The organism is Erythrobacter dokdonensis DSW-74, from assembly GCF_001677335.1.
GTDB lineage: Bacteria > Pseudomonadota > Alphaproteobacteria > Sphingomonadales > Sphingomonadaceae > Erythrobacter > Erythrobacter dokdonensis.
On the sequence record NZ_LZYB01000004.1, the window covers coordinates 252,033 to 270,346 of the forward strand.

An 18,314-nucleotide genomic window follows, 5' to 3' on the forward strand; every position below is an offset into this window, starting at 1 on the left:
CTGCTGTTGGCTGACGACGAGAAAGAGCGGCGGCGAACCTAGCCGTGCGCCCTTTCTGTAGGAAAGCTCGCCGTTCAGGCGGTTGCCGCCGCGCGTCGTGGCGGGGCCTTGCCTGCCTCCCAGCCCAGCCATGCCGCCACCGCGCCTGCTACCACGCCCAGCGCCAGCGTGATGCCCGGCGGCACAGCAGCATAGGCAGCAAATGCCCGGCCGATCAGCGGCACATCGGGCGCGAACCACATCGTCACCGATTGCAGCCCCATGAAGCCCGCCGCCACCAGCCACGGCGCACCGTGCTTGCGGTTCTTCGCATAGACCGCCAGCGCGAACGCGATGCCCAGCGTGTTGCTGATCACGATCGCATCCAGCACCATGCGCGGCCCCTCGCTGCCGATCACGTTCATCCAGGGTAGATAATCGAGCAGCACCCGGCTGAAGGGGCTTTCGAACAGGATCAGCGGGGTCGCCAGCATGTATCCGGCGTGCAGCTTGAGATTGCGGCGCTGCTTGAGCGCCTGATAAAACAGCGTCAGGTAGGCCGAGATTGCCACCCCCATCCCGATCCCGAAGGCCGGGCCAAGCAACAGGATGCCCTCGCCGGGCTGCGCCGTGCTGTAGCGCGCCGCAGAGACGTTCACGATCATCATGAAGCCGAGGATCAGGAACGGGAACAGCGCAAAGCTGGCCCGGCCCATCTGGCGGTGCAGGGCATTGGCGCGGCGCTGGATCGTCAGGTGCTGCGCGATCAGCAGCGCCAGCCACGTCATCGAGGACACAGCGTGGACATGAAACGCCACCGGCACCCCGCCTGCGACGCTGAAATAGGTTGCCCAGAAGCCGGCCATGATGACCAGCAGCACAAAACCGACGAAATAGTGCGCGTGACGATACGGCATCGAGATCTCCCTTCCCGATTGCGACCGCGCGCGGTCTAGCACGTTCGGGGGCGGGGGACAAAGGCCTGGCCGGAATGGCTTACTCGTCGGGCACGTAACCCGCCTTGCGCAGCGTCACCATATAGCGTGCGATCTGGTCGATCTGCGGGCGGGTGAGGGTGAAGTCCATGTCCTCGGGATAGTTGTGCGCCTCGGCCAGCCAGTCGGCGAGCGATTGCTCCGATAGCCCGCGCCGGTTGGCAATCGCGGCAAAGCTGGGCGAGGCCGGATTGGGCGAAAGGAACGGCGGTTCGACCGCATGGCACCCCCCGCAGGCCGCCTCGACAAAGGCCGGCGCGCGGGCATCGGCGGAAGGCGACGTGCGCTTGCCCACCATCGGTGGCGGGTTGTCGCTTCCGGCGCTCTGGCAGGCGGTCAGCGCAAGCAGGGCGAGCGGGGCTATGAGAGCGAGGCGATGAGTCATGCTTGTCTTATCCTCCCTGATGGGCCTGCTTGCCATGATCGGGATCAATTTGTCACCGCCCTAATGCCCTGGCCTGATCGGCATGTCCGGCCCTCGGGCGCGAATGTTTTGAAACATTGAATGAGAAATCCTGATTTGTCATAAGTATGTGAGGGGGGAGCGGCGCATGACCACTTCGGATAACTCGGGCGGCAGTGACCGGACCTTCATGCGCACCTCCGCCGGTGTGGATCGCAGCGCGCCGCCGCTTGCCGAAGGCGTCCGGCTTGGCCCGTGGGCGGTGGAAGCGCCGATTGCGTCCGGCGGCATGGGGCAGGTCTATCGTGCAAGGCGTGCCGACGGCGTCTATGATCAGGCGGTTGCGGTCAAGCTGATCCATGACAACGATCCCATCCGTGTGGACCGCTTCGGCGCAGAACGCCAGCGGCTGGCGGAAATGGACCATCCCGGCATCGCCCGGATCATCGACGGCGGCACCCACGAGGATGGCCGGCCGTGGATGGCGATGGAACTGGTCGAAGGCGCGCCGATCATGCCGCAGGCCTCGGCCCTGCCGCGCGGCGAGCGGCTGCGGCTGTTTGTCGCACTGTGCGCCGCGGTCTCCCACGCGCATGGCCGGCTGGTGCTGCACCGTGATCTCAAGTCCCAGAACGTCCTGCTGGATGCCAAGGGCGCGGTGCGGCTGATCGATTTCGGCATCGCCGCACTCGCCGGGGGCGAGACGGTGCCAAGCGGCAGCTTCACCACATCCACCGCCGCGCCTGAGCAGCTGCGCGGCGAGCCGCCGACGGTCCAGACTGACATTTTCGCGCTGGGCTGCATCCTCCACGAACTGCTGACCGGCGCCGTGCCGGATCGCGCCGAGGATGGCAGCGTCCGGCTCAATTCCGGCGCGCTGACCGATCCGGACCTGCTGGCCATTATCCGCCGGGCCACCGCGACCCTTCCGGCGGATCGCTATGCCACGGCCGACGCGCTGGCGGATGATGTCGCCGCGGTGCTCGACCATCGCCCCGTCGCGGCGCGGCAGGGCGGGACGCTTTATCGCGCCGGGAAATTCGTCCGCCGGGCGCCGGTGGCAGCCGCACTGGCGGCGGCTTTCGTGGTCGCGCTGGTGGGCGGCACCCTCGTCAGCCTCAACTATGCCCGCCAGGCCGAGGCCGAGGCGGCGCGCGCGCAGTCCGAGCTGGAACGGGCGGAGTTCTTTCTCGATCGTGCCGAGGCCCTCAACGAGGCCAAGGATGCCTATGGCGACCTGCTGCGCAGATTATCGGGTAGCGATGCCGACGTGGAACGCGAATCGCGCATCCTGATGGAACGCTGGCGCGAGGCGCACGACAACCGCAAGAACGCGCCGGGCACAGCGGCGGCGATTAGTTACGCAGTCGGGATGCATTTTTCCATGCGGCGCGATAATCAGCGCGCGATTGCGGTGCTCGAACCGTGGATTGCCGAAGGCTATGGCCCCAAGGGGCTGATTGATCTTGCGCGCGTGTTTCTGGCAAATTCCTACGATGTGTCTGGTCAAAGCGACAAGGCAATCGCCATTCTCGAAGACCTCGACCGGGAAATGTCGGCCAATTTCGATGCCAATTCGGTCAATCATGTCCAGGTCGTCAGCGACCTTGCCATGGCCACCAACGCGCCAGAGGCACAGCAGCGCGCCATCAACGTGATCGAAGCCGCGCTCAAGACCGAGGACGCGCCGCATTACCGCTCCTTCTTGTGGAACCAGTTGGGCAGTGCGCGCCTTGGCGTGGGTGACCGGATCGGGGCGACCGCCGCCTATCGCGAAGCGGTCAAAACGGAAGCGGAAAATCCGCTGGCGGATCAAGCCAATCTCGGCACCACACGCGTCAATCTTGCGGCGGCGGAGCTGTATTTTGCGGACCAGCCCGAAGCCGCGCTGAAACAGGCCGACATCGTGCTCGGCCCGATGCGTGCGGCGATTGGCGAAAATGTGATGACCGGCTTTGCCCATATGCTCCGCGGTGAGGCGAAACTGGCGCGGGGCGACCTTGCCGGGGCCCTCGCGGACACGCGCATCGGTCTGGAGATGATTGCCCGCTACAACAGCGACACCTCGCCGAGCTGGCTGAACGGCGCGTGCGCCCATGCGGCGGCACTGGTGGCCAATGGCGATCTGGCAGGTGCCGAAGTGGTGGTCGCCCGAATGGAGGCCGTGGCGAAGGAGAAAGACTTGTCACCCACCATGGGCGAGATGGCCCGCGCCCGGCTGCTGGCATCGCGCGGCGACATAGCCGGGGCGCGCAAGCGGCTGGCGCTGGCCCGCGCCAACAAGGCGGGGCTGGAACGCGGCATGCCCAATGCCTGGCGACTGGCGCAGGCCGAAGCATGGGTTGCCGCCGAAGCGAAGCGCCAGGGGGTCGGGCGCTAGCCTTCCACGCTGGTTTCAGGCGGCGGCCAGCCCCATTTGCCGGGCCAGCCATTGCCGCGCCTCGGTCCAGTCGCGGCGGATGGTGCGGGCGGAGACGCCGAGCACGCTGGCGGTTTCATCCTCGGTCATGCCGCCGAAATAGCGCGCGTCCACCACCTTGAGCCAGCGCGGGTTGCACGCCTCCAGTGCGCGCAGCAATTGCGCGATGCCGACCAGTTCTTCGGGCGTTTCGGAGAATTCGGGCAAGACCGGCGAGCGTTCGTCCAGCGTGACGTCGCGCTCTCCGCCACCGCGCTTGTCGGCCAGCTTGCGCCGCGCGTGATCGATGATCACATGGCGCATCGCCAGATTGACGGCGCGGATGAAATGCGCCCCGTCGTCGAACAGGGTCTGCCCGCCGATCCGCACATAGGCCTCGTGCAGCAGATCGACGGTGCTGACCGTATCGCTCAGGCCGTTGCGGCGGCGCTTGGCGCGGGCGATGCCGATCAGCGTGTCGTAATGCTCGGAAATCAGCGCCTCGGCCCGTTCCCGTTCGTCCGGAGCATAGGCGATCGATCCGGCGAAATCTTCGCCCTCCCATGCCTGACTCCCGCGGATATCGGCAGATCGCATGTCCAGCAGCATCGCGTAATCCCTTTCCGCATGCGACAATCGCGCAATCGACCGGCCCCTGCCGGACCGCAGTCCCCATGCCGACGCATGTCCTTCACTTGTTTCGCGACCGGGGGCTCGGAGCAGGCGCAATCATCGTGGCGATGGATTGTAAGGACGCTCACACCCTCCCGGCCACTGTCAGGTTTGCAGCTTTGCGACCGGGAATTTCAGCTTTTGTAGCATAAACTTGTCGTGAAAAGTCACGATAGGCAAGAAAATTCTGTCCGGATTTGTCCGGCGATTGCGTCTCTCATGGTGAGCCGAGGAACGGCGCCATTGGAGAAAAACGCATGTCCAATCCAGACCGACCCGATGAAGCACGCCTCGATGCCCAGCGTTGCGCGATCATGGATGTGGGTTTTCCGGAGATCGAGTGGCCCACATTTTCGGGGCTGATCGTCGGCCTGCCATGGCTGACCGCGCTGGTCGGGCTGCTGCCGGTGGCGCTGTTTGCCGCAGGCCTGGGCTGGCTGGAGCGTGATCCCTCGGTTGATGCCTTCGTGAGCCACGATCACCCGGCATGGCTGGCGCGCGAGATGGCGCGCGAGACTTTCGGGCTGGAGGATCCGGCGATCGTGGTGTTCGCGCAGGAACCCGGCACCAGCGCATTCAACGCGCCGACCCTTGCCGCGGTGGACCGCTTTACCGATGAGGTTGCAACGCTGGACGGGGTGGAGCCGGGCGTCATCAGCATAGGTTCGGAAAAGGCGATCCTCGCCACGGCGAGCGGGGATCTCGAAGCTCCCGAGATCATCGACCCTTACGCCATCGATCCGCAGGCCTCGCTGACGCTCTACCGGCAGATGCCGGCTCTGGCGGAGACACTTGTCTCCGAAAACGAGGACGCGCTGATGGTGATTGTGCCGGTCAGCGATCCCAACCGTGCCGAGGAAGTGACCGCCGCCATGCGCGATCTGGCGCTTGAGGCCGCACCGCCGGGGGTCAGCGTCCACATGTCGGGCGTGGCGACGATGAATGCACGCCTGGCCGAACATATTGCGGGCGATACCAAGATATTCCTTCCTGCCGCCTTCGTGGTGATCGGCCTGTTCCTGTTGCTGGCGCTGCGGCGCGGGCAGGCGATCATCGGTCCGATCGTGGTGGTGATCGGCTCGGCCCTCAGCGCGGTCGGCGCAATCGGACTGATCGGATCAAAATACTACCTCATCACCACGGCGCTGCCGGTTGTGGTGATGGCAATTGCGGTGGCTGACAGCATCCACCTCACGCTCGCCTACCAGCGCGCCCGCGCGCAGGATCCCACGGGAACGCGGGCGCAGGCGATGCAGGCCGCGATCGACAAGGTGGCGCTGCCGATCATTCTTACCAGTGTCACCACGGCGCTGGGCTTTGCGGGGCTGGCGATCGGTTCGCCGATGAAGCCGATAGCCGATTTCGGACTGGTGGGCGCGGTCGGCGTGATGGTCGCCTGCCTGCTGAGCCTTACGGTGCTGCCGCTGATCCAGCTGCGGCTGGCGGACCTGCCCCCTTCGGTTGCGCGCGCCGCAATCCTCGACAATCTGCTGTCGCGCATAGCAAGGTGGAGCGCGCTTCGGCCTGGTGCCGCTCTGGCGCTTTCTGCGGTGGTGGTAAGCGGCGCTCTTGCCGCCGCTTCGCAGGTCGAGTTCGATTACGAGCGGCGCAACTACTTCACTGCCGGCGACGATGTACTGGTGGCCGATGACCTTCTGGCCGAGCGGTTTTCGGGTGGCAATATCCTCGATGTCATCATCGACAGCGGCGAGGACGAGGGACTGCTCACTGCCGATGCCGTTCGCCAGATCGTCGATCTGCAGCGCCGCCTCGAAGCCATTCCGCAGATCGGCAAGGTCACCAGCTATGGCGATGCCATCGGTCTGATGCACGAGCGGCTGAACGCCGCCCGTCCGGGCGCGCTGCCCGACCGCACGAATGCCCCGGCGCAATACATGTTCCTTTACGAGGCAAGCGGCGATCCCGAGGATTTTGACGCGCAGCTCGATTTCGGAAGGCGCTATGCGATGGTGCGCGGCTATCTGGAAAACGGGGAATATTCCTCCACCAAGCCGGTGATCCGCGAGGTCGGCGCGATAGTCGAGGACTGGTCGCAACAGACCGGACTCAAGGCATCGCTCAGCGGGCGAATGGCAGTCAATGACGGCTGGATGGATTCGCTCAAGGCCAGCCATCCGCTGACCATCGGCGCGGCGGTGCTGATGGTATGGCTGGCGACCTTCGTGCTGCTGCGCGGCTTCGGCCCGGCGTCGGTCGCGATGTTGCCGGTGCTATCGGGGATTGTGCTGCTTTATGCCGCGATGGGCCTTGTCGGAATCGATCTGGCCCCGGCGACCAGCATGTGCGCCGCGATTGCCGCCGGCCTCGGCGTCGATTTCGGCATCCACCTCGTGCAGGAACTGCGCAGCAAGATCGCGCGGGGGCAGGATCTGCTCGCCGCGCTTTCGGGCAATTACGTCACCGTGATGCGGGCCTGTTTCTTCAGCGCCGTGAGCCTTGGCGCCGGCTTTACCGTGGTTGCGCTGAGCGAGACGCCGGTGCTGCGCTGGTTCGGCCTGCTGATCGCCTTTGCCGCTCTGGGCAGCCTGTTCGGCGCGCTGGTGCTGGTTCCTGCCATCGCTTCTGTCACCTCACGCAAATGGAGTTCGACCCATGCATAGGATTGCGCTGATCGCCCTTTCGGCCGTGGCCACTGCATCCCTCTCTCTGGGGGCAGCGGCACAGGGGACCATGACGGGGGATGCCATTGCCCGCAACATCGCCGAGCGGCCCAATGCCGACCCGCGCAAGGGCACCATTACCTTCGTGATGCAGGACAAGGGACGCTCGCGCACACGTGCTGCGAGAATGCTGCGGACCGAGACGGGCGCGACCCATCGCCTGTTGCTGGCCTTCGACACGCCCGCCAGCATTCGCGGGACGTCCTTCCTCAGCTATGACCACAAGGCGGCGAGCAAGGTCGACGAGACCTGGCTCTATCTGCCCGCCACCAGCCGCACCCGCCGCGTTCCCGCGTCGGACCGGGCGGACAGCTTCATGGGAACCGAACTGTCCTATGGCGATGTGAAGGACAGTTTCATCTTCGGGCTGGCCGACTGGACTTTCTCAGCAGGCGGACGTGCGGACAATGGGCGATATATCCTCAAGGGCGCAGCCAAGAGCGCCCGGATCGCGCGCGAGATCGGCTATGGCGGCTTTACCGCCGAAGTCGATCCCGCCACCTGGTTTCCCCGAAGCATTACCTTCACCGATCCCGCCGGCAAGCGTCTGAAGACGATTTCGGTCCGCAAGCTCGAAAAGGTCGGCGCCTCGCTGACTGCGACCGATTTCACCGTCACCAACCATGTGACCGGGCGGGCCACCGTCGTCACCGTATCCGGCCTTGCCAAGGCGACAGGCGCGGACGATGCGCTGTTCGACCCGGCGCGGCTGGACCGTGCTTCCGGCCGCATGCCGTGAGGCTCGCCGCCGCGCTATGCGCGCTCGCGGCAGTTTTGGGGGGAACCGCCGCGAGCGCGCAGACCATCGACGGCGCACTGGCCCTCGCCGTCGATGAAGACGGGCTGGCCAAGGCCAACCTGCTGATCGAGCCGGAGACCACCATCGCGCTGGGATCGGGCATCGAGGCGGTGATGTCGCTCAGGATCGAGGCAGCCGGGTCCAGAACCGGCACCGGTGCGCGCAGCGGCTTTTCCCCGATCTCGGCGCCGCTGGTGAAGGGCGATGATGTCCGCATCGAGATGGATGAATTCTATCTCGCGATCCCGGCCGGCGCGCTGGAATTCCGGCTCGGCAAGCAGGAAATCGCCTGGGGATCGATCGACGGGGCGCGGGTGGTCGATACGGTCAGCCCGGCGCGCCTGACCGAAGGGCTCGCCCGCGATCCCCGTCCCGATCGCATCGCCATATGGGCAGCGCGGATGCAGGCGATCATCGGCCGGGTCGATCTCGATTTCGTGTTCGCACCCGATCCCACCGTCAACCAGCTGGCCGAAACCGGCGCCGCTTTCTTCCCGCAGGCCCCGCGCTTTCTGGCGGGGCTGCAACCGGCCGGCCCCCTGCCGCCGATCATCCGCGAAGACCGCGGCAACCTGATCGGCGATGCCACCATCGGCGCGCGGCTGTCCTACAGGCTGGATGCAACGGATCTGCGTGTCTCGGTCGTGCGCGGCATCGATCAGGACGGCATTCCCGTGTTCGACGGCAGGCAGATCGAACTGCGCCACCCGCGCCGGCACACGATCGGGCTGGAATTCGTGCGCCAGTTCGGCGGAGTTGTCGGCCGGCTGGAAGCCGCCTGGACGCCCGACGCGCGGTTCGTGGTCGCAGGCTCAATGGGCGCCGAAGTCGCGCAAGTGGATCGTGTCGTCGGCGGGATCGGAGCGGATTTTTCCGGGCCGCTGGGCACCTATGTCAACGTGCAACTGATCGCCGACCATGTCGCATCGGACCGCCCGCTGGTGCGCCCTCGTACGGACGTGATTTCCACGCTGCGGGTCCAGAAGGATTTTGACGACAACCGGCATGCGCTGCGGGCCGAATGGCTCAATTCGCTCACCGACACGGATGGTCTGGTCCGGCTGGAACTGGTGAGGCGGATCGACGACCGCTTTGCGATCTTTCTTGGCGGCGACATCTTCTATGGCTCGCGCCGCGGCATATTCGGGCAGTTTTCAGAGCGGACAAGAGTGCTCAGCGGCGTGCGCTTCTCGTTCTGACGTGCCGGATTGGTGCTCAACCGGAGCGCGGGCGCCCGGCTGCGGCTTCGCGCGCGACCTCCTTTTGGCCGATATCGCGGCGGCAGAAGCCGGATGCGAAGTCGATTGTCTCGACCGCTTCATAGGCGAGGCGCTGCGCTTCGGTGACGTTGCGGCCCATGGCGGTGACATTCAGGACCCGCCCGCCGTTCGCCACCAGTGCGCCGTCCTTCACCGCGGTGCCGGCGTGGAAGACCTTCGCCCCGCCCTCTTCCGCATCGTTCAGCGCAATCGTCCCGCCCTTTTCCGGCGTCCCGGGATAGCCCTTGGCGGCCATCACCACTGTCAATGCCGCCTCGTCGCGGAACTGTGCTTCCACCCCCGCCAGCTCTCCCTTGGCGCAGGCGAGCATGATGCCGACCAGATCGCTCTCAAGCCGCATCATCAGCACCTGGCATTCGGGATCGCCGAAGCGGGCGTTGTATTCGATCAGCTTGGGGCCTTCAGCCGTCAGCATCAGCCCGGCATAGAGCACGCCCACATAGGGCACCCCGTCCGCGCGCATGGTCGCCACCGTGGGCTCGATGATCTCGGTCATCACGCGGGCCTGCAATTCGGGCGTGAGCACAGGCGCGGGGGAATAGGCGCCCATGCCGCCCGTGTTCGGCCCCGTGTCGCCATCGCCCACGCGCTTGTGATCCTGTGCGCTGCCGAAGGGGATGATGGTGGTCCCGTCGGTGAGAGCGAAGAAGCTCGCTTCCTCGCCTGCCATGAACTCCTCGATCACCACTTCCGCACCCGCGCTGCCGAACGCCCCGCCGAACATGTCGGCGAGCGCGGCTTCGGCCTCGGCCAGCGTTGCGGCGATCACCACGCCCTTGCCCGCCGCGAGACCATCGGCCTTGAGCACGTAAGGAGCGCTGAAGCGGGTGAGCGCAGCGCGCGCCTCTTCGAGGCTGGCGGTGCGCACATAGCCTGCGGTGGGGATGCCCGCACGCTGGCACAGGTCCTTGGTGAAGCCCTTGGAGCCCTCAAGCTGCGCGGCGGCCTTGGACGGCCCGAACACCGGGACCCCGGCGGCGCGAAGGCTATCGGAAAGGCCGTCCACCAACGGCGCTTCCGGGCCGATCACGACGAGGCCGATTTCCTGCGCCTCGCAGAAGGCAATCACCACCGCATGGTCGTTCACGTCGAGCGCGACAATCTCGGCCTCCTCCGCGATGCCGGGATTTCCGGGGGCAGCATAAAGCCGGGTGCAGGCGGGGGATTGCGCCAGCTTCCAGCTCAGCGCATGTTCGCGGCCCCCAGACCCCAGAAGCAGGATATTCATGGCCCCTCCGCCAACCAATGATGACAATGCCGGGCTGGTAGCGCGCGAAAGGCAGGGCGACAACGCCCAGCCCCTCACCATCAGCGAGATTTCCGCGCTGCTGAAGCGCACGGTCGAGGACCGCTTCGGCTATGTGCGCCTGCGCGGCGAGCTGTCGGGGGTCAAGCGCGCCGCCTCGGGCCATTTCTACTGCGCGTTGAAGGATGAAGGCGCGGTGCTCGACGGGGTGATGTGGAAGGGCAACGCCGCGCGCCTGGGCTTCCGCGCCGAGGACGGGCTGGAGGTGATCGCCACCGGCAAGCTGACGACCTATCCGGGGCGCTCCAAGTATCAGATCGTGATCGACAGCCTCGAACTGGCGGGCGAGGGCGCGCTGCTGGCGCTCCTGGAAAAGACCCGCGCAAGGCTGGCGGCGGAGGGCCTGTTCGACGCGGGCCGCAAGCGCGCTCTGCCGTTCCTGCCGCGCACCATCGGCGTGGTGACCTCGCCCACCGGCGCGGTGATCCGCGACATTCTCCACCGCCTCGCCGACCGTTTTCCGAGCCATGTGCTGGTCTGGCCGGTGCTGGTGCAGGGGCAGGGCGCGGCCGAGCAGGTGGCGGGCGCGGTGCGGGGGTTCTCTGCGATTGAGTCCGGCGGACCCGTCCCGCGCCCCGATGTGGTGATCGTCGCGCGCGGGGGCGGGTCGATCGAGGACCTGTGGAGCTTCAACGAGGAGGCGGTGGTGCGCGCCATCGCCGAATGCACCATCCCCGTCATCAGCGCCGTCGGCCACGAGACGGACACCACGCTCGCCGATTTCGCTGCCGACCGCCGCGCGCCCACCCCCACAGCTGCCGCCGAGATGGCGGTGCCGGTGCGCGCCGATCTGGCCTTTACCCTGTCCGATCTCGGCACCCGCCAGCGCCGCGCGGTGTACCGCGGGCACGAACTGGGGCGCGAGCGGCTGGCGGCGCGGGCGCGCTTGCTGCCGCGGCCCGAAAACCTGCTGCAACCCCAGGCGCAGAAGCTCGATGACCTTGCGGACCGGCTGCGGCGCGGCCTGTCAGACCGTTCGGCGAGAGGGCGCGAGCGGCTGGCGGGGGTCGCCGCCAGGCTCTCCCCCAGCCTTTTGACCCGAAGTGCTGCAGAGGCACAGCGGCGGCTGGACCGCGCGCGGCTGGTTCCGGCGCTGGTCGAACGGCCCATGAAAGCGGGCGCCGATCGTCTGGCAGCGCTTACCCGGGTCATGAGCCAGCTCCACCCCGAAAAGCCGCTCGAACGCGGCTATGCGATTGTCCGCGATGCTTCGGGCAAGGCGCTGACCACCCGGGCCGAGGCCGCGGGCGAGGCGCGGCTCGTGTTGCAATGGCGCGACGGGACGCTCGACACCGTGCCTGCGACCGGCGCCCCGCAGCCCCCGCGCCCCGCGCCCAAACCGCGCCCTGCCAGCCCGCCGCGCCAAGATGATTTGTTCGGTTAGCGACAAGCTGCTATCGGGAGCGCCATGCTGATGTCCTCCGCCGACAAGACCGCCAAGCTGTATTACGGCCCTTCGAGCTTTCGCGTTCTGCGCCCGGGCAAACATGTCCTGTGCGCGGTGACGGGCGTGGAGATCCCGCTCGCCGAACTGCGCTACTGGAGCGCCGACCTGCAGGAGCCTTATGCTTCGTGCGCGATCGCCACGCGCCGCCTGCTTGGCCTCGATACCACCGGCCAATAGAACGCGATGGGCCGCACCCGCCGGCTGATCGCGGCCTGCGCCCTCGCCCTGCTCTGCGCGCCGGGCACATGGCTGCGCAGCGAGGTGGTGATGACCGTCCCGCGCGACATCACCGTGACGCAGGTGCAGGGTGCGGGCTCTGCCGCCGTGCCCGGATGGACGGTGGCCGGGGTGTGGCACTATGACAGCGCCGGCGGGCGTTTCGGCGGCTTTTCGGCGATGCTGGCGCTTGGCCCCGGCATGCTGCGTGCCTTTACCGACCGCAGTTTCCGCATCACGCTGACCGAGCCCGACCAGTCCGGCCCCCGCCCCTACATGAACCGCCAGTTCGTTGAGCCCGGATGGGATTTCGATCTGGTCGACAGCGAATCCGCCACCCGCGATCCCGGGAACGGAAACTACTGGATAGGCTACGAGCAGACCCACGCGATCCAGCGCAACACCATCGCCAGCAGCCCCGACGGGGTGCGCGATCTGCGAAAGCTGGTGGACTGGCCCGACAATAGCGGGATCGAGGCGATGGTGCGGCTGGCCGACGGACGCTTCGTGATCCTGCCCGAAGGCCGGCGCGAAGGGCTGATCTTTCCCGAAGACCCGGTCGACGGCGGGACGCCTGCCCGCTTTGCGGTCCGCTCGCCTGCCGAAGGCTATGTCGCAACCGACGCGGCGCAGCTGCCCGACGGCCGGCTCATGGTGCTGATGCGTGACGTGATCTCGCCCCGGCCCGGGGCATGGCCGCCGTTTTCCTGCCTGCTGGCGATCGGGCTGCCACCCGCGTCCGGAGAGATCTTCGCTCCCCAAGTCGCGCTCAGGCTCGACGGCGTTATCCCGCGCGAGAACTATGAGGGGCTGGCGTTGCGCCCGCGCGACGATGGACGCATCGACGTCTGGGTGATCTCGGACGACAATTTCTCGATCTTCCAGCGCACCCTGCTCGCCAAGCTGGTGTTCGATCCCGGCGGCTGATTCGCGGGGGGCGGAAAAACGAAAAAGCGCCCGGAAATCCGGACGCTTCATCGCAACGCCTGTCCCGGGGGACGGCGCGAATCAGGCTGCAGTCTGCGCCTTGATCAGTTCGCGCTTCACCTTAAGCGCATTGGCCGAAAGCTTGTCGTCGCTGGTCTTGAGCAGCCAGTTGTCGAGCCCGCCATTGTGCTCCACCGAACGCAGGCCGTGGGTCGACACGCGGAACTTGAAGCTGCGGTCGAGCTTTTCGCTCATCAGCGTGACGTTCTGCAGGTTGGGCAGGAACACGCGCTTGGTCTTGTTGTTGGCGTGGCTCACGTTGTGGCCGACCTGGCGGCCCTTGCCGGTCAGTTCGCAGATGCGCGACATGGTGTGTCTCTTCCAGTAAAAAATCGGGTCTAAGCCGGGAAAGCGGCGCGCATAACGGGCAAGGGGCGAATCGTCAAGCAAGTTGCGCCGTTCCCTCGCCCGGAGTAGCGCGGCGGGCATGACCCACTGGCCGCTTCCCCTGCCGATGCACCGCGCGCTGGCCGCCGCGAAGGCCGCGGCTGGGCTGGGCGAAGTGCCGATCGGGGCGGTGATCGTCAAGCACGGACAAGTGATCGCCGAGGCGCATAATGCCCCGCGCACGGATCACGATCCCACCGCCCATGCCGAAATCCTCGCGATCCGCCGCGCAGCGCAGGCGCTGGGCGATGAACGCCTGACCGAGTGCGAGCTGTGGGTCACGCTGGAACCCTGCGCGATGTGCGCGGGCGCGATTGTCCATGCCCGCATCGCCCGGCTCTATTACGCGGCGAGCGACCCCAAGGGCGGCGCGGTGGAACACGGGGCACGGGTGTTCGAGCAGCCCCAGTGTCTCCACCGTCCCGAAGTCTATGCCGGCATCGGCGAGGCACAAGCGGCGGAATTGCTGCGCGCCTTCTTCCGCGAGCGGCGATAGGGCGCGGCTACCCCCGCAGCCACGCCAGCGCGGCCGTTTCCTCGCCTGCATCGAAGCTGCGCACCTGCGGTTTGACCAGCGCGCCGAAGCTGTCCGCCATCTGCCGCAGCCAGCCCGGCCCGCCTACCAGCGCGTAGCGATCGAGCCGCCCGAGCAATTCGAGCTTGCCCTGCATCACATGGGTGCTGAGCGCGGCATCGGGATCGAAGCCGTGCCACTTGCGCACCACCACCATCAGCCGCCGCGCACCGGTGATATCGAGCCGCGCGCGCACCAGATCGAGCGCGTTCTCGGATTCGGCGCGATCAAGCCGTCCGGTCAGCTCGATCACGACCACATCCGCCCCTTCGTCGCGGGCGCTTACGGCCCCGGCATGGGCGCGTTCGCTTTCCTCCAGCACCCAGGCGCGCGCGGCCCCGGCCTCGTCGGCGTCATAGACGGCATAGACCACGCCCGGCAGCAGCGCGCTTTCAAGCCGCGCCATGGTCCGGATCCATTCCTCGTCGGAGACCAGCGCGATACGGTCGAGGCGGTAGAGCCATTGCATCAGCGCGGGGATGTGAGCGAGTTCCTCGGCCACGGCGCTCCACGAAAAGCCCGCCATCGAGACCATGTCGATCAGGATGTTTCCGCCTTCCCCGGCTTCGTTCTGTGCCTGTGCGAAGGCGACGAACTTGGCCGTGTCGTCCGGTGTGATCTGGCCATAGACGAGCATCTGGTGGGCCCTGGGGCCAATGCGTTCGATATCGATCATGTCATTCCCTCCTGCCCCAGCGCGGCGGAGTTTACGCCTTTCGGCGCCCGAACGCCACCGTGGGCTACCGCTGCCCGTCCGCCTTCTGGCGCCCGCGTTCCTGCACGGCGGCGCGGCGGGCCTCGACCTCTTCCGGAGCGACGGCGGAATTGGCGGCGCTCGACCGCTCCGCCTCCAGCGCCAGCCCCTCGCCGAAGCTGGCGGCGTATCCATCGTCGATCAGGCGCTTGTAGAGGCTGAGGAAGGCCGGATCGATTCCCGCCATGTCGCTGGCGAGGCGACGCGCGAGCGGCAGCAGTTCCGCGGGTGCGACGACATGGTTGACCAGCCCCCATGCGTGGGCGGTGGCGGCATCGAGAAAATTGCCGGTGAAGGCGAGTTCCTTCGCACGGCTGATGCCGATCATGCGGCTGAGTTTCTGCGACAGCCCCCAGCCCGGCACGATCCCGACCCGTGCATGGGTATCAGCAAAGCGGGCGTTGGTGCTGGCGACCAGCACGTCGCAGGCGAGCGCGACTTCGAACCCGCCGGTGATCGCCACCCCGTTGATGGCACCGATCACGGGCTTGCGGCACAGTTCGATCGCCTTGACCGGATTGTCGGCCGGGTCGGTGGCATTGGCGCTGCCGAGCGCGCCCTCCTCGCTGCCCAGCTCCTTGAGGTCCAGTCCCGCGGTGAAGGCGCGTTCGCCTGCACCGGTCAGGATGACCGCGCGCACAGTCTCGTCGGCGTCCACCGCGCGCATGACCTCGGCCAGGCGCTTCCTCAGCGCGCGGTTGAGCGCGTTCATCGCCTGCGGGCGGTTCAAGGTGACAGTGGCGATGCCGTCCGCCACCTCCAGCAGGATCACATCATCCGACATCACAAACTCCAGTCGATCGCACCGCGCCCGTTGGCTTCGAGAAAGGCGTTGGCCTGGCTGAACGGGCGCGAGCCGAAGAAGCCGTTATGGGCCGAAAGCGGGCTGGGGTGGGCCGAGGTCAGCACCAGATGCACCGAATTGCGCACCAGAGCCGGGACGCGGCCCGCCTTTTTCCGGGCGTGACTGCCCCACAGGATGAAGACGGTCGGCACGTCCCGCTCCGCCACGGCGGCAACGCAGGCATCGGTGATCGCGTCCCATCCGCGTCCCGCATGGCTGCCAGCCTGTCCCGCCTCGACCGTCAGCGTGTTGTTGAGCAGCAGCACGCCCTGCCGCGCCCATTTCGACAGGTCGCCGGTCGCCGCGCGCGGCAGGCCGAGGTCGCTTTCGAGCTCCTTGTAGATATTCACGAGGCTGGGCGGCACCTTCACCCCGTCCTGCACCGAGAAGGCGAGGCCATGCGCCTGCCCCGCACCGTGATAGGGATCCTGCCCGAGGATCACGCAGCGCACCTCCTCCAGCGGGGTCAGGGCGAGAGCGGCGAGGCGCGTTCCGCGCGGCGGATAGACCTGCTTTCCGGCGGCTTCCTCGGCCTTCAGCCAGCCGCCCAGCCGCCGTGCCTCCGGTGTCGCAAGCGCGGGCTCGAGCGCGGGGCGCCAGCTTTCCGGGATGGTTTCGGCTGCCATGAGCCCAACCTATACCCCGCGTCCGGTTCAAGGCGAAACTGCCCTTCCCCTCTTTCCCCAATCGGCGTAGGGCAAACGCCATGGCTGTGCATTTTCACGAGGAAGACCTGCCCGACGGCGTGCTCGCCGGAAGCGGCGCGATTGCGGTGGATACCGAGACCATGGGCCTCGTCACCCCGCGTGACCGGCTATGCGTGGTGCAATTGTCCGACGGTTCTGGCGACGAGCACCTTGTGCGCTTCGGCCCTGGCAGCAGTTACGACGCGCCCAACCTCAAGGCGGTGCTGGGCGACCCTTCGCGGCTCAAGCTCTATCACTTCGCGCGCTTCGATCTGGCGGCGCTCCAGCACTATCTCGGCGTGATGGCCGCGCCGGTGTTCTGCACCAAGATCGCCAGCCGCCTCACCCGCACCTATACCGACCGGCATGGCCTCAAGAACCTCGTCGAGGAACTGCTCGGCGAAAGCCTGTCGAAGCAGCAGCAATCGAGCGACTGGGGCGGGCCGGTACTGTCCGAGGCACAGCGCGACTACGCCGCCAGCGACGTGCGGTTTCTTCACCGCCTGCAGGCCGAACTGGCCGTGCGGCTCGAACGCGAGGGACGGATGCATCTGGCGCAAGCCTGTTTCGACTTCCTCCCGGCACGCGCACAGCTTGATCTCGCGGGCTGGCCCGAAGCCGATATCTTCGCCCACGCCTAGCCGCAGACGCCCGCGCCATGGTTACCAGCCATACCCGGATCGAGACCAGCGAGGCCCGCGCCCTCAGGAGCAGGCGCCAGCATTTCGCCGCGCCCGGCGGATCGCACGACCGGCTGGTGGGCTTTCTTGCCCGCGCGCTGCCGGTGCTGGTGGGGATTGTCGCGGCGCTGATGGTGATCACGCCCCTGTCCCCGCGCGGCGAGGTCAGCTTTCTGCTCGACCGCAACAAGGTCGCGCTGATCGACGAGCGGTTGTCGGTCGACAATGCCATGTATCGCGGACGCGACGACAAGGGCCGCCCGTTCTCCCTGATGGCTGGCGAGGCGGTGCAGCGTTCGGGTATCGAAGGACTGGTGCGCATGCGCGATCTGGTCGCCCAGATGGTGCTGGCCGATGGTCCCGCCCGCCTCAGCGCCGGCGGCGGGACCTATGACATCGAGGCCGAGACCGTCGCGGTCGACGGCCCTGTGCGGCTGACCGCGAACGACGGGTACAGCATGGTCGCGCAGGGGGTCTCGGTCGATCTCAAGGCGCGGCTGATGCGCGGCGATCAAGGCGTGTCGGGCGAGGTTCCGGCCGGCACATTCTCCGCCCGCGCCATGCGCGCCGACCTGAGCGCGCGCACGCTGACGCTTGAAGGCGATGCGCGCCTCACCATGACCCCGGGACAATTGAGGAAGCCGTGATGCCCCACCCCAACGCCCGCCGCTCTCTGCGCCGGATCGCCCTTGTCTGGGGCATCGGCGGCCTTGCCATCGGCACCGCGCTGGCGGGCAGCATGGCGCTCAACGCGCAGGGCATCGCCGCGCACGATTCGCGCGCGCCGGTGGATGTCGCCGCCGACCGGATCGAGCTTCAGGACCGGGAGAACCGCGTGGTCTTTTCCGGCGGGGTCAGTGTCACCCAGGCCGGTCTCAACATCCGTTCCGCGCGGATGCTGATCAATTATACCGACGCCGACGGGCTCGAAATCCAGCGCATCACCGCGACCGGCGGCGTCACTGTCACCCGCGGTGACGAAAGCGCCAGCGGCGAGAACGCAATCTATGATTTCAACCGCCGGATCATCACCATGGCGGGCAATGTCCGACTGCGCCGCGGCAACGACATCCTCAATGGCGGACGGTTGGTGATCGACCTCGAAAGCGGATTGTCGAGCGTCGACGGCAGTGCTGCGGGAGCCCCGGCCGGCACACCGGCTGCAGGCCGGGTCACCGGCACCTTCACCGTGCCCCAGCGCGACAAGCAGCAGCCCTGAAACAGGG

19 protein-coding genes are annotated in these 18,314 nt (G+C 67.1%); 11 read left to right on the top strand and 8 right to left on the bottom strand.

The genetic code is table 11. The features are described 5' to 3' along the window. Nucleotides 1–74 precede the first annotated feature (74 nt). Together I603_RS10045 and I603_RS10050 are read right to left on the bottom strand one after the other, a co-directional pair. Nucleotides 75–896, bottom strand: coding sequence for a hypothetical protein (locus I603_RS10045; protein ID WP_068864616.1), 822 nt, complete (start codon nucleotides 894–896; stop codon nucleotides 75–77). Nucleotides 897–975: 79 nt separating this feature from the next. Then, nucleotides 976–1,359: a hypothetical protein gene (locus I603_RS10050; RefSeq protein WP_068864618.1), complete on the bottom strand. Its 384-nt coding sequence runs from the start codon at nucleotides 1,357–1,359 to the stop codon at nucleotides 976–978. Between the two features lie 166 nt (nucleotides 1,360–1,525). Here I603_RS10050 and I603_RS10055 point away from each other — a divergent pair, with 166 nt between their 5' ends. After that, nucleotides 1,526–3,757, top strand: a complete 2,232-nt coding sequence (locus I603_RS10055) for a serine/threonine-protein kinase (RefSeq protein WP_068864620.1) — start codon at nucleotides 1,526–1,528, stop codon at nucleotides 3,755–3,757. A 15-nt stretch (nucleotides 3,758–3,772) separates the two neighbouring features. Here the strand turns inward: I603_RS10055 and I603_RS10060 are convergent, their stop codons facing one another. Then, nucleotides 3,773–4,384 (bottom strand): ECF-type sigma factor, encoded by a 612-nt coding sequence (locus I603_RS10060; protein WP_084440033.1) that lies wholly within the window; start codon nucleotides 4,382–4,384, stop codon nucleotides 3,773–3,775. Between the two features lie 320 nt (nucleotides 4,385–4,704). On the opposite strand from I603_RS10060, the gene I603_RS10065 reads away from it, so the two are divergent. The 3 genes from I603_RS10065 to I603_RS10075 are packed head-to-tail and all read left to right on the top strand — an operon-like array spanning nucleotide 4,705 to nucleotide 9,126. Next, nucleotides 4,705–7,068, top strand: coding sequence for an efflux RND transporter permease subunit (locus I603_RS10065; protein WP_084440034.1), 2,364 nt, complete (start codon nucleotides 4,705–4,707; stop codon nucleotides 7,066–7,068). Then, nucleotides 7,061–7,867: an outer membrane lipoprotein-sorting protein gene (locus I603_RS10070; protein ID WP_068864622.1), complete on the top strand. Its 807-nt coding sequence runs from the start codon at nucleotides 7,061–7,063 to the stop codon at nucleotides 7,865–7,867. Before I603_RS10065 ends, I603_RS10070 begins: the two co-directional genes overlap by 8 nt. Next, nucleotides 7,864–9,126 (top strand): hypothetical protein, encoded by a 1,263-nt coding sequence (locus tag I603_RS10075; RefSeq protein ID WP_068864624.1) that lies wholly within the window; start codon nucleotides 7,864–7,866, stop codon nucleotides 9,124–9,126. Before I603_RS10070 ends, I603_RS10075 begins: the two co-directional genes overlap by 4 nt. A gap of 16 nt (nucleotides 9,127–9,142) precedes the next feature. Here I603_RS10075 and purD read toward each other — a convergent pair whose 3' ends face one another. Beyond that, entirely contained in the window at nucleotides 9,143–10,435 is a 1,293-nt protein-coding gene (gene purD, locus I603_RS10080; protein ID WP_068864626.1) for a phosphoribosylamine--glycine ligase, read from the bottom strand. Here purD and xseA point away from each other — a divergent pair. The 3 genes from xseA to I603_RS10095 are packed head-to-tail and all read left to right on the top strand — an operon-like array spanning nucleotide 10,434 to nucleotide 13,103. Continuing rightward, entirely contained in the window at nucleotides 10,434–11,897 is a 1,464-nt protein-coding gene (gene xseA / locus I603_RS10085; RefSeq protein ID WP_068864628.1) for an exodeoxyribonuclease VII large subunit, read from the top strand. The genes purD and xseA overlap by 2 nt on opposite strands. A 24-nt stretch (nucleotides 11,898–11,921) precedes the next feature. Further along, the gene (locus tag I603_RS10090) at nucleotides 11,922–12,137 is read left to right on the top strand and encodes a DUF2093 domain-containing protein (RefSeq protein WP_068864630.1); all 216 of its coding nucleotides are present in this window, start codon (nucleotides 11,922–11,924) and stop codon (nucleotides 12,135–12,137) included. A 6-nt stretch (nucleotides 12,138–12,143) separates the two neighbouring features. Beyond that, a complete protein-coding gene (locus I603_RS10095; RefSeq protein ID WP_068864632.1) occupies nucleotides 12,144–13,103 on the top strand; it encodes an esterase-like activity of phytase family protein in 960 nt (319 codons plus the stop codon). Nucleotides 13,104–13,184: 81 nt separating this feature from the next. Here the strand turns inward: I603_RS10095 and rpmB are convergent, their stop codons facing one another. Further along, entirely contained in the window at nucleotides 13,185–13,472 is a 288-nt protein-coding gene (gene rpmB, locus I603_RS10100; protein ID WP_068864634.1) for a 50S ribosomal protein L28, read from the bottom strand. 118 nt (nucleotides 13,473–13,590) lie between these two features. Between rpmB and I603_RS10105 the strand changes: the two genes are divergently transcribed. Further along, nucleotides 13,591–14,046 carry a nucleoside deaminase gene (locus I603_RS10105; protein ID WP_068864637.1) on the top strand — a complete coding sequence of 152 codons (456 nt, stop codon included), beginning with the start codon at nucleotides 13,591–13,593 and terminating at the stop codon, nucleotides 14,044–14,046. Between the two features lie 7 nt (nucleotides 14,047–14,053). Here the strand turns inward: I603_RS10105 and I603_RS10110 are convergent, their stop codons facing one another. From I603_RS10110 to ung, 3 genes are all read right to left on the bottom strand, one after another. After that, nucleotides 14,054–14,800, bottom strand: coding sequence for a SpoIIAA family protein (locus I603_RS10110; protein ID WP_068864640.1), 747 nt, complete (start codon nucleotides 14,798–14,800; stop codon nucleotides 14,054–14,056). A 64-nt stretch (nucleotides 14,801–14,864) separates the two neighbouring features. After that, entirely contained in the window at nucleotides 14,865–15,662 is a 798-nt protein-coding gene (locus I603_RS10115) for an enoyl-CoA hydratase (RefSeq protein ID WP_086621758.1), read from the bottom strand. Beyond that, a complete protein-coding gene (gene ung, locus I603_RS10120) occupies nucleotides 15,662–16,348 on the bottom strand; it encodes a uracil-DNA glycosylase (protein WP_068864642.1) in 687 nt (228 codons plus the stop codon). Before ung ends, I603_RS10115 begins: the two co-directional genes overlap by 1 nt. An 80-nt stretch (nucleotides 16,349–16,428) precedes the next feature. On the opposite strand from ung, the gene I603_RS10125 reads away from it, so the two are divergent. From I603_RS10125 to I603_RS10135, 3 genes are read left to right on the top strand one after another with little or no spacing between them, the layout of a single operon-like run. After that, entirely contained in the window at nucleotides 16,429–17,049 is a 621-nt protein-coding gene (locus I603_RS10125) for a ribonuclease D (protein ID WP_068864644.1), read from the top strand. 17 nt (nucleotides 17,050–17,066) lie between these two features. Further along, the gene (lptC, locus tag I603_RS10130; protein ID WP_068864646.1) at nucleotides 17,067–17,735 is read left to right on the top strand and encodes an LPS export ABC transporter periplasmic protein LptC; all 669 of its coding nucleotides are present in this window, start codon (nucleotides 17,067–17,069) and stop codon (nucleotides 17,733–17,735) included. After that, nucleotides 17,735–18,307, top strand: a complete 573-nt coding sequence (locus I603_RS10135) for an LptA/OstA family protein (RefSeq protein ID WP_068864648.1) — start codon at nucleotides 17,735–17,737, stop codon at nucleotides 18,305–18,307. The genes lptC and I603_RS10135 overlap by 1 nt, the downstream gene beginning before the upstream one ends. Nucleotides 18,308–18,314: the final 7 nt, after the last annotated feature.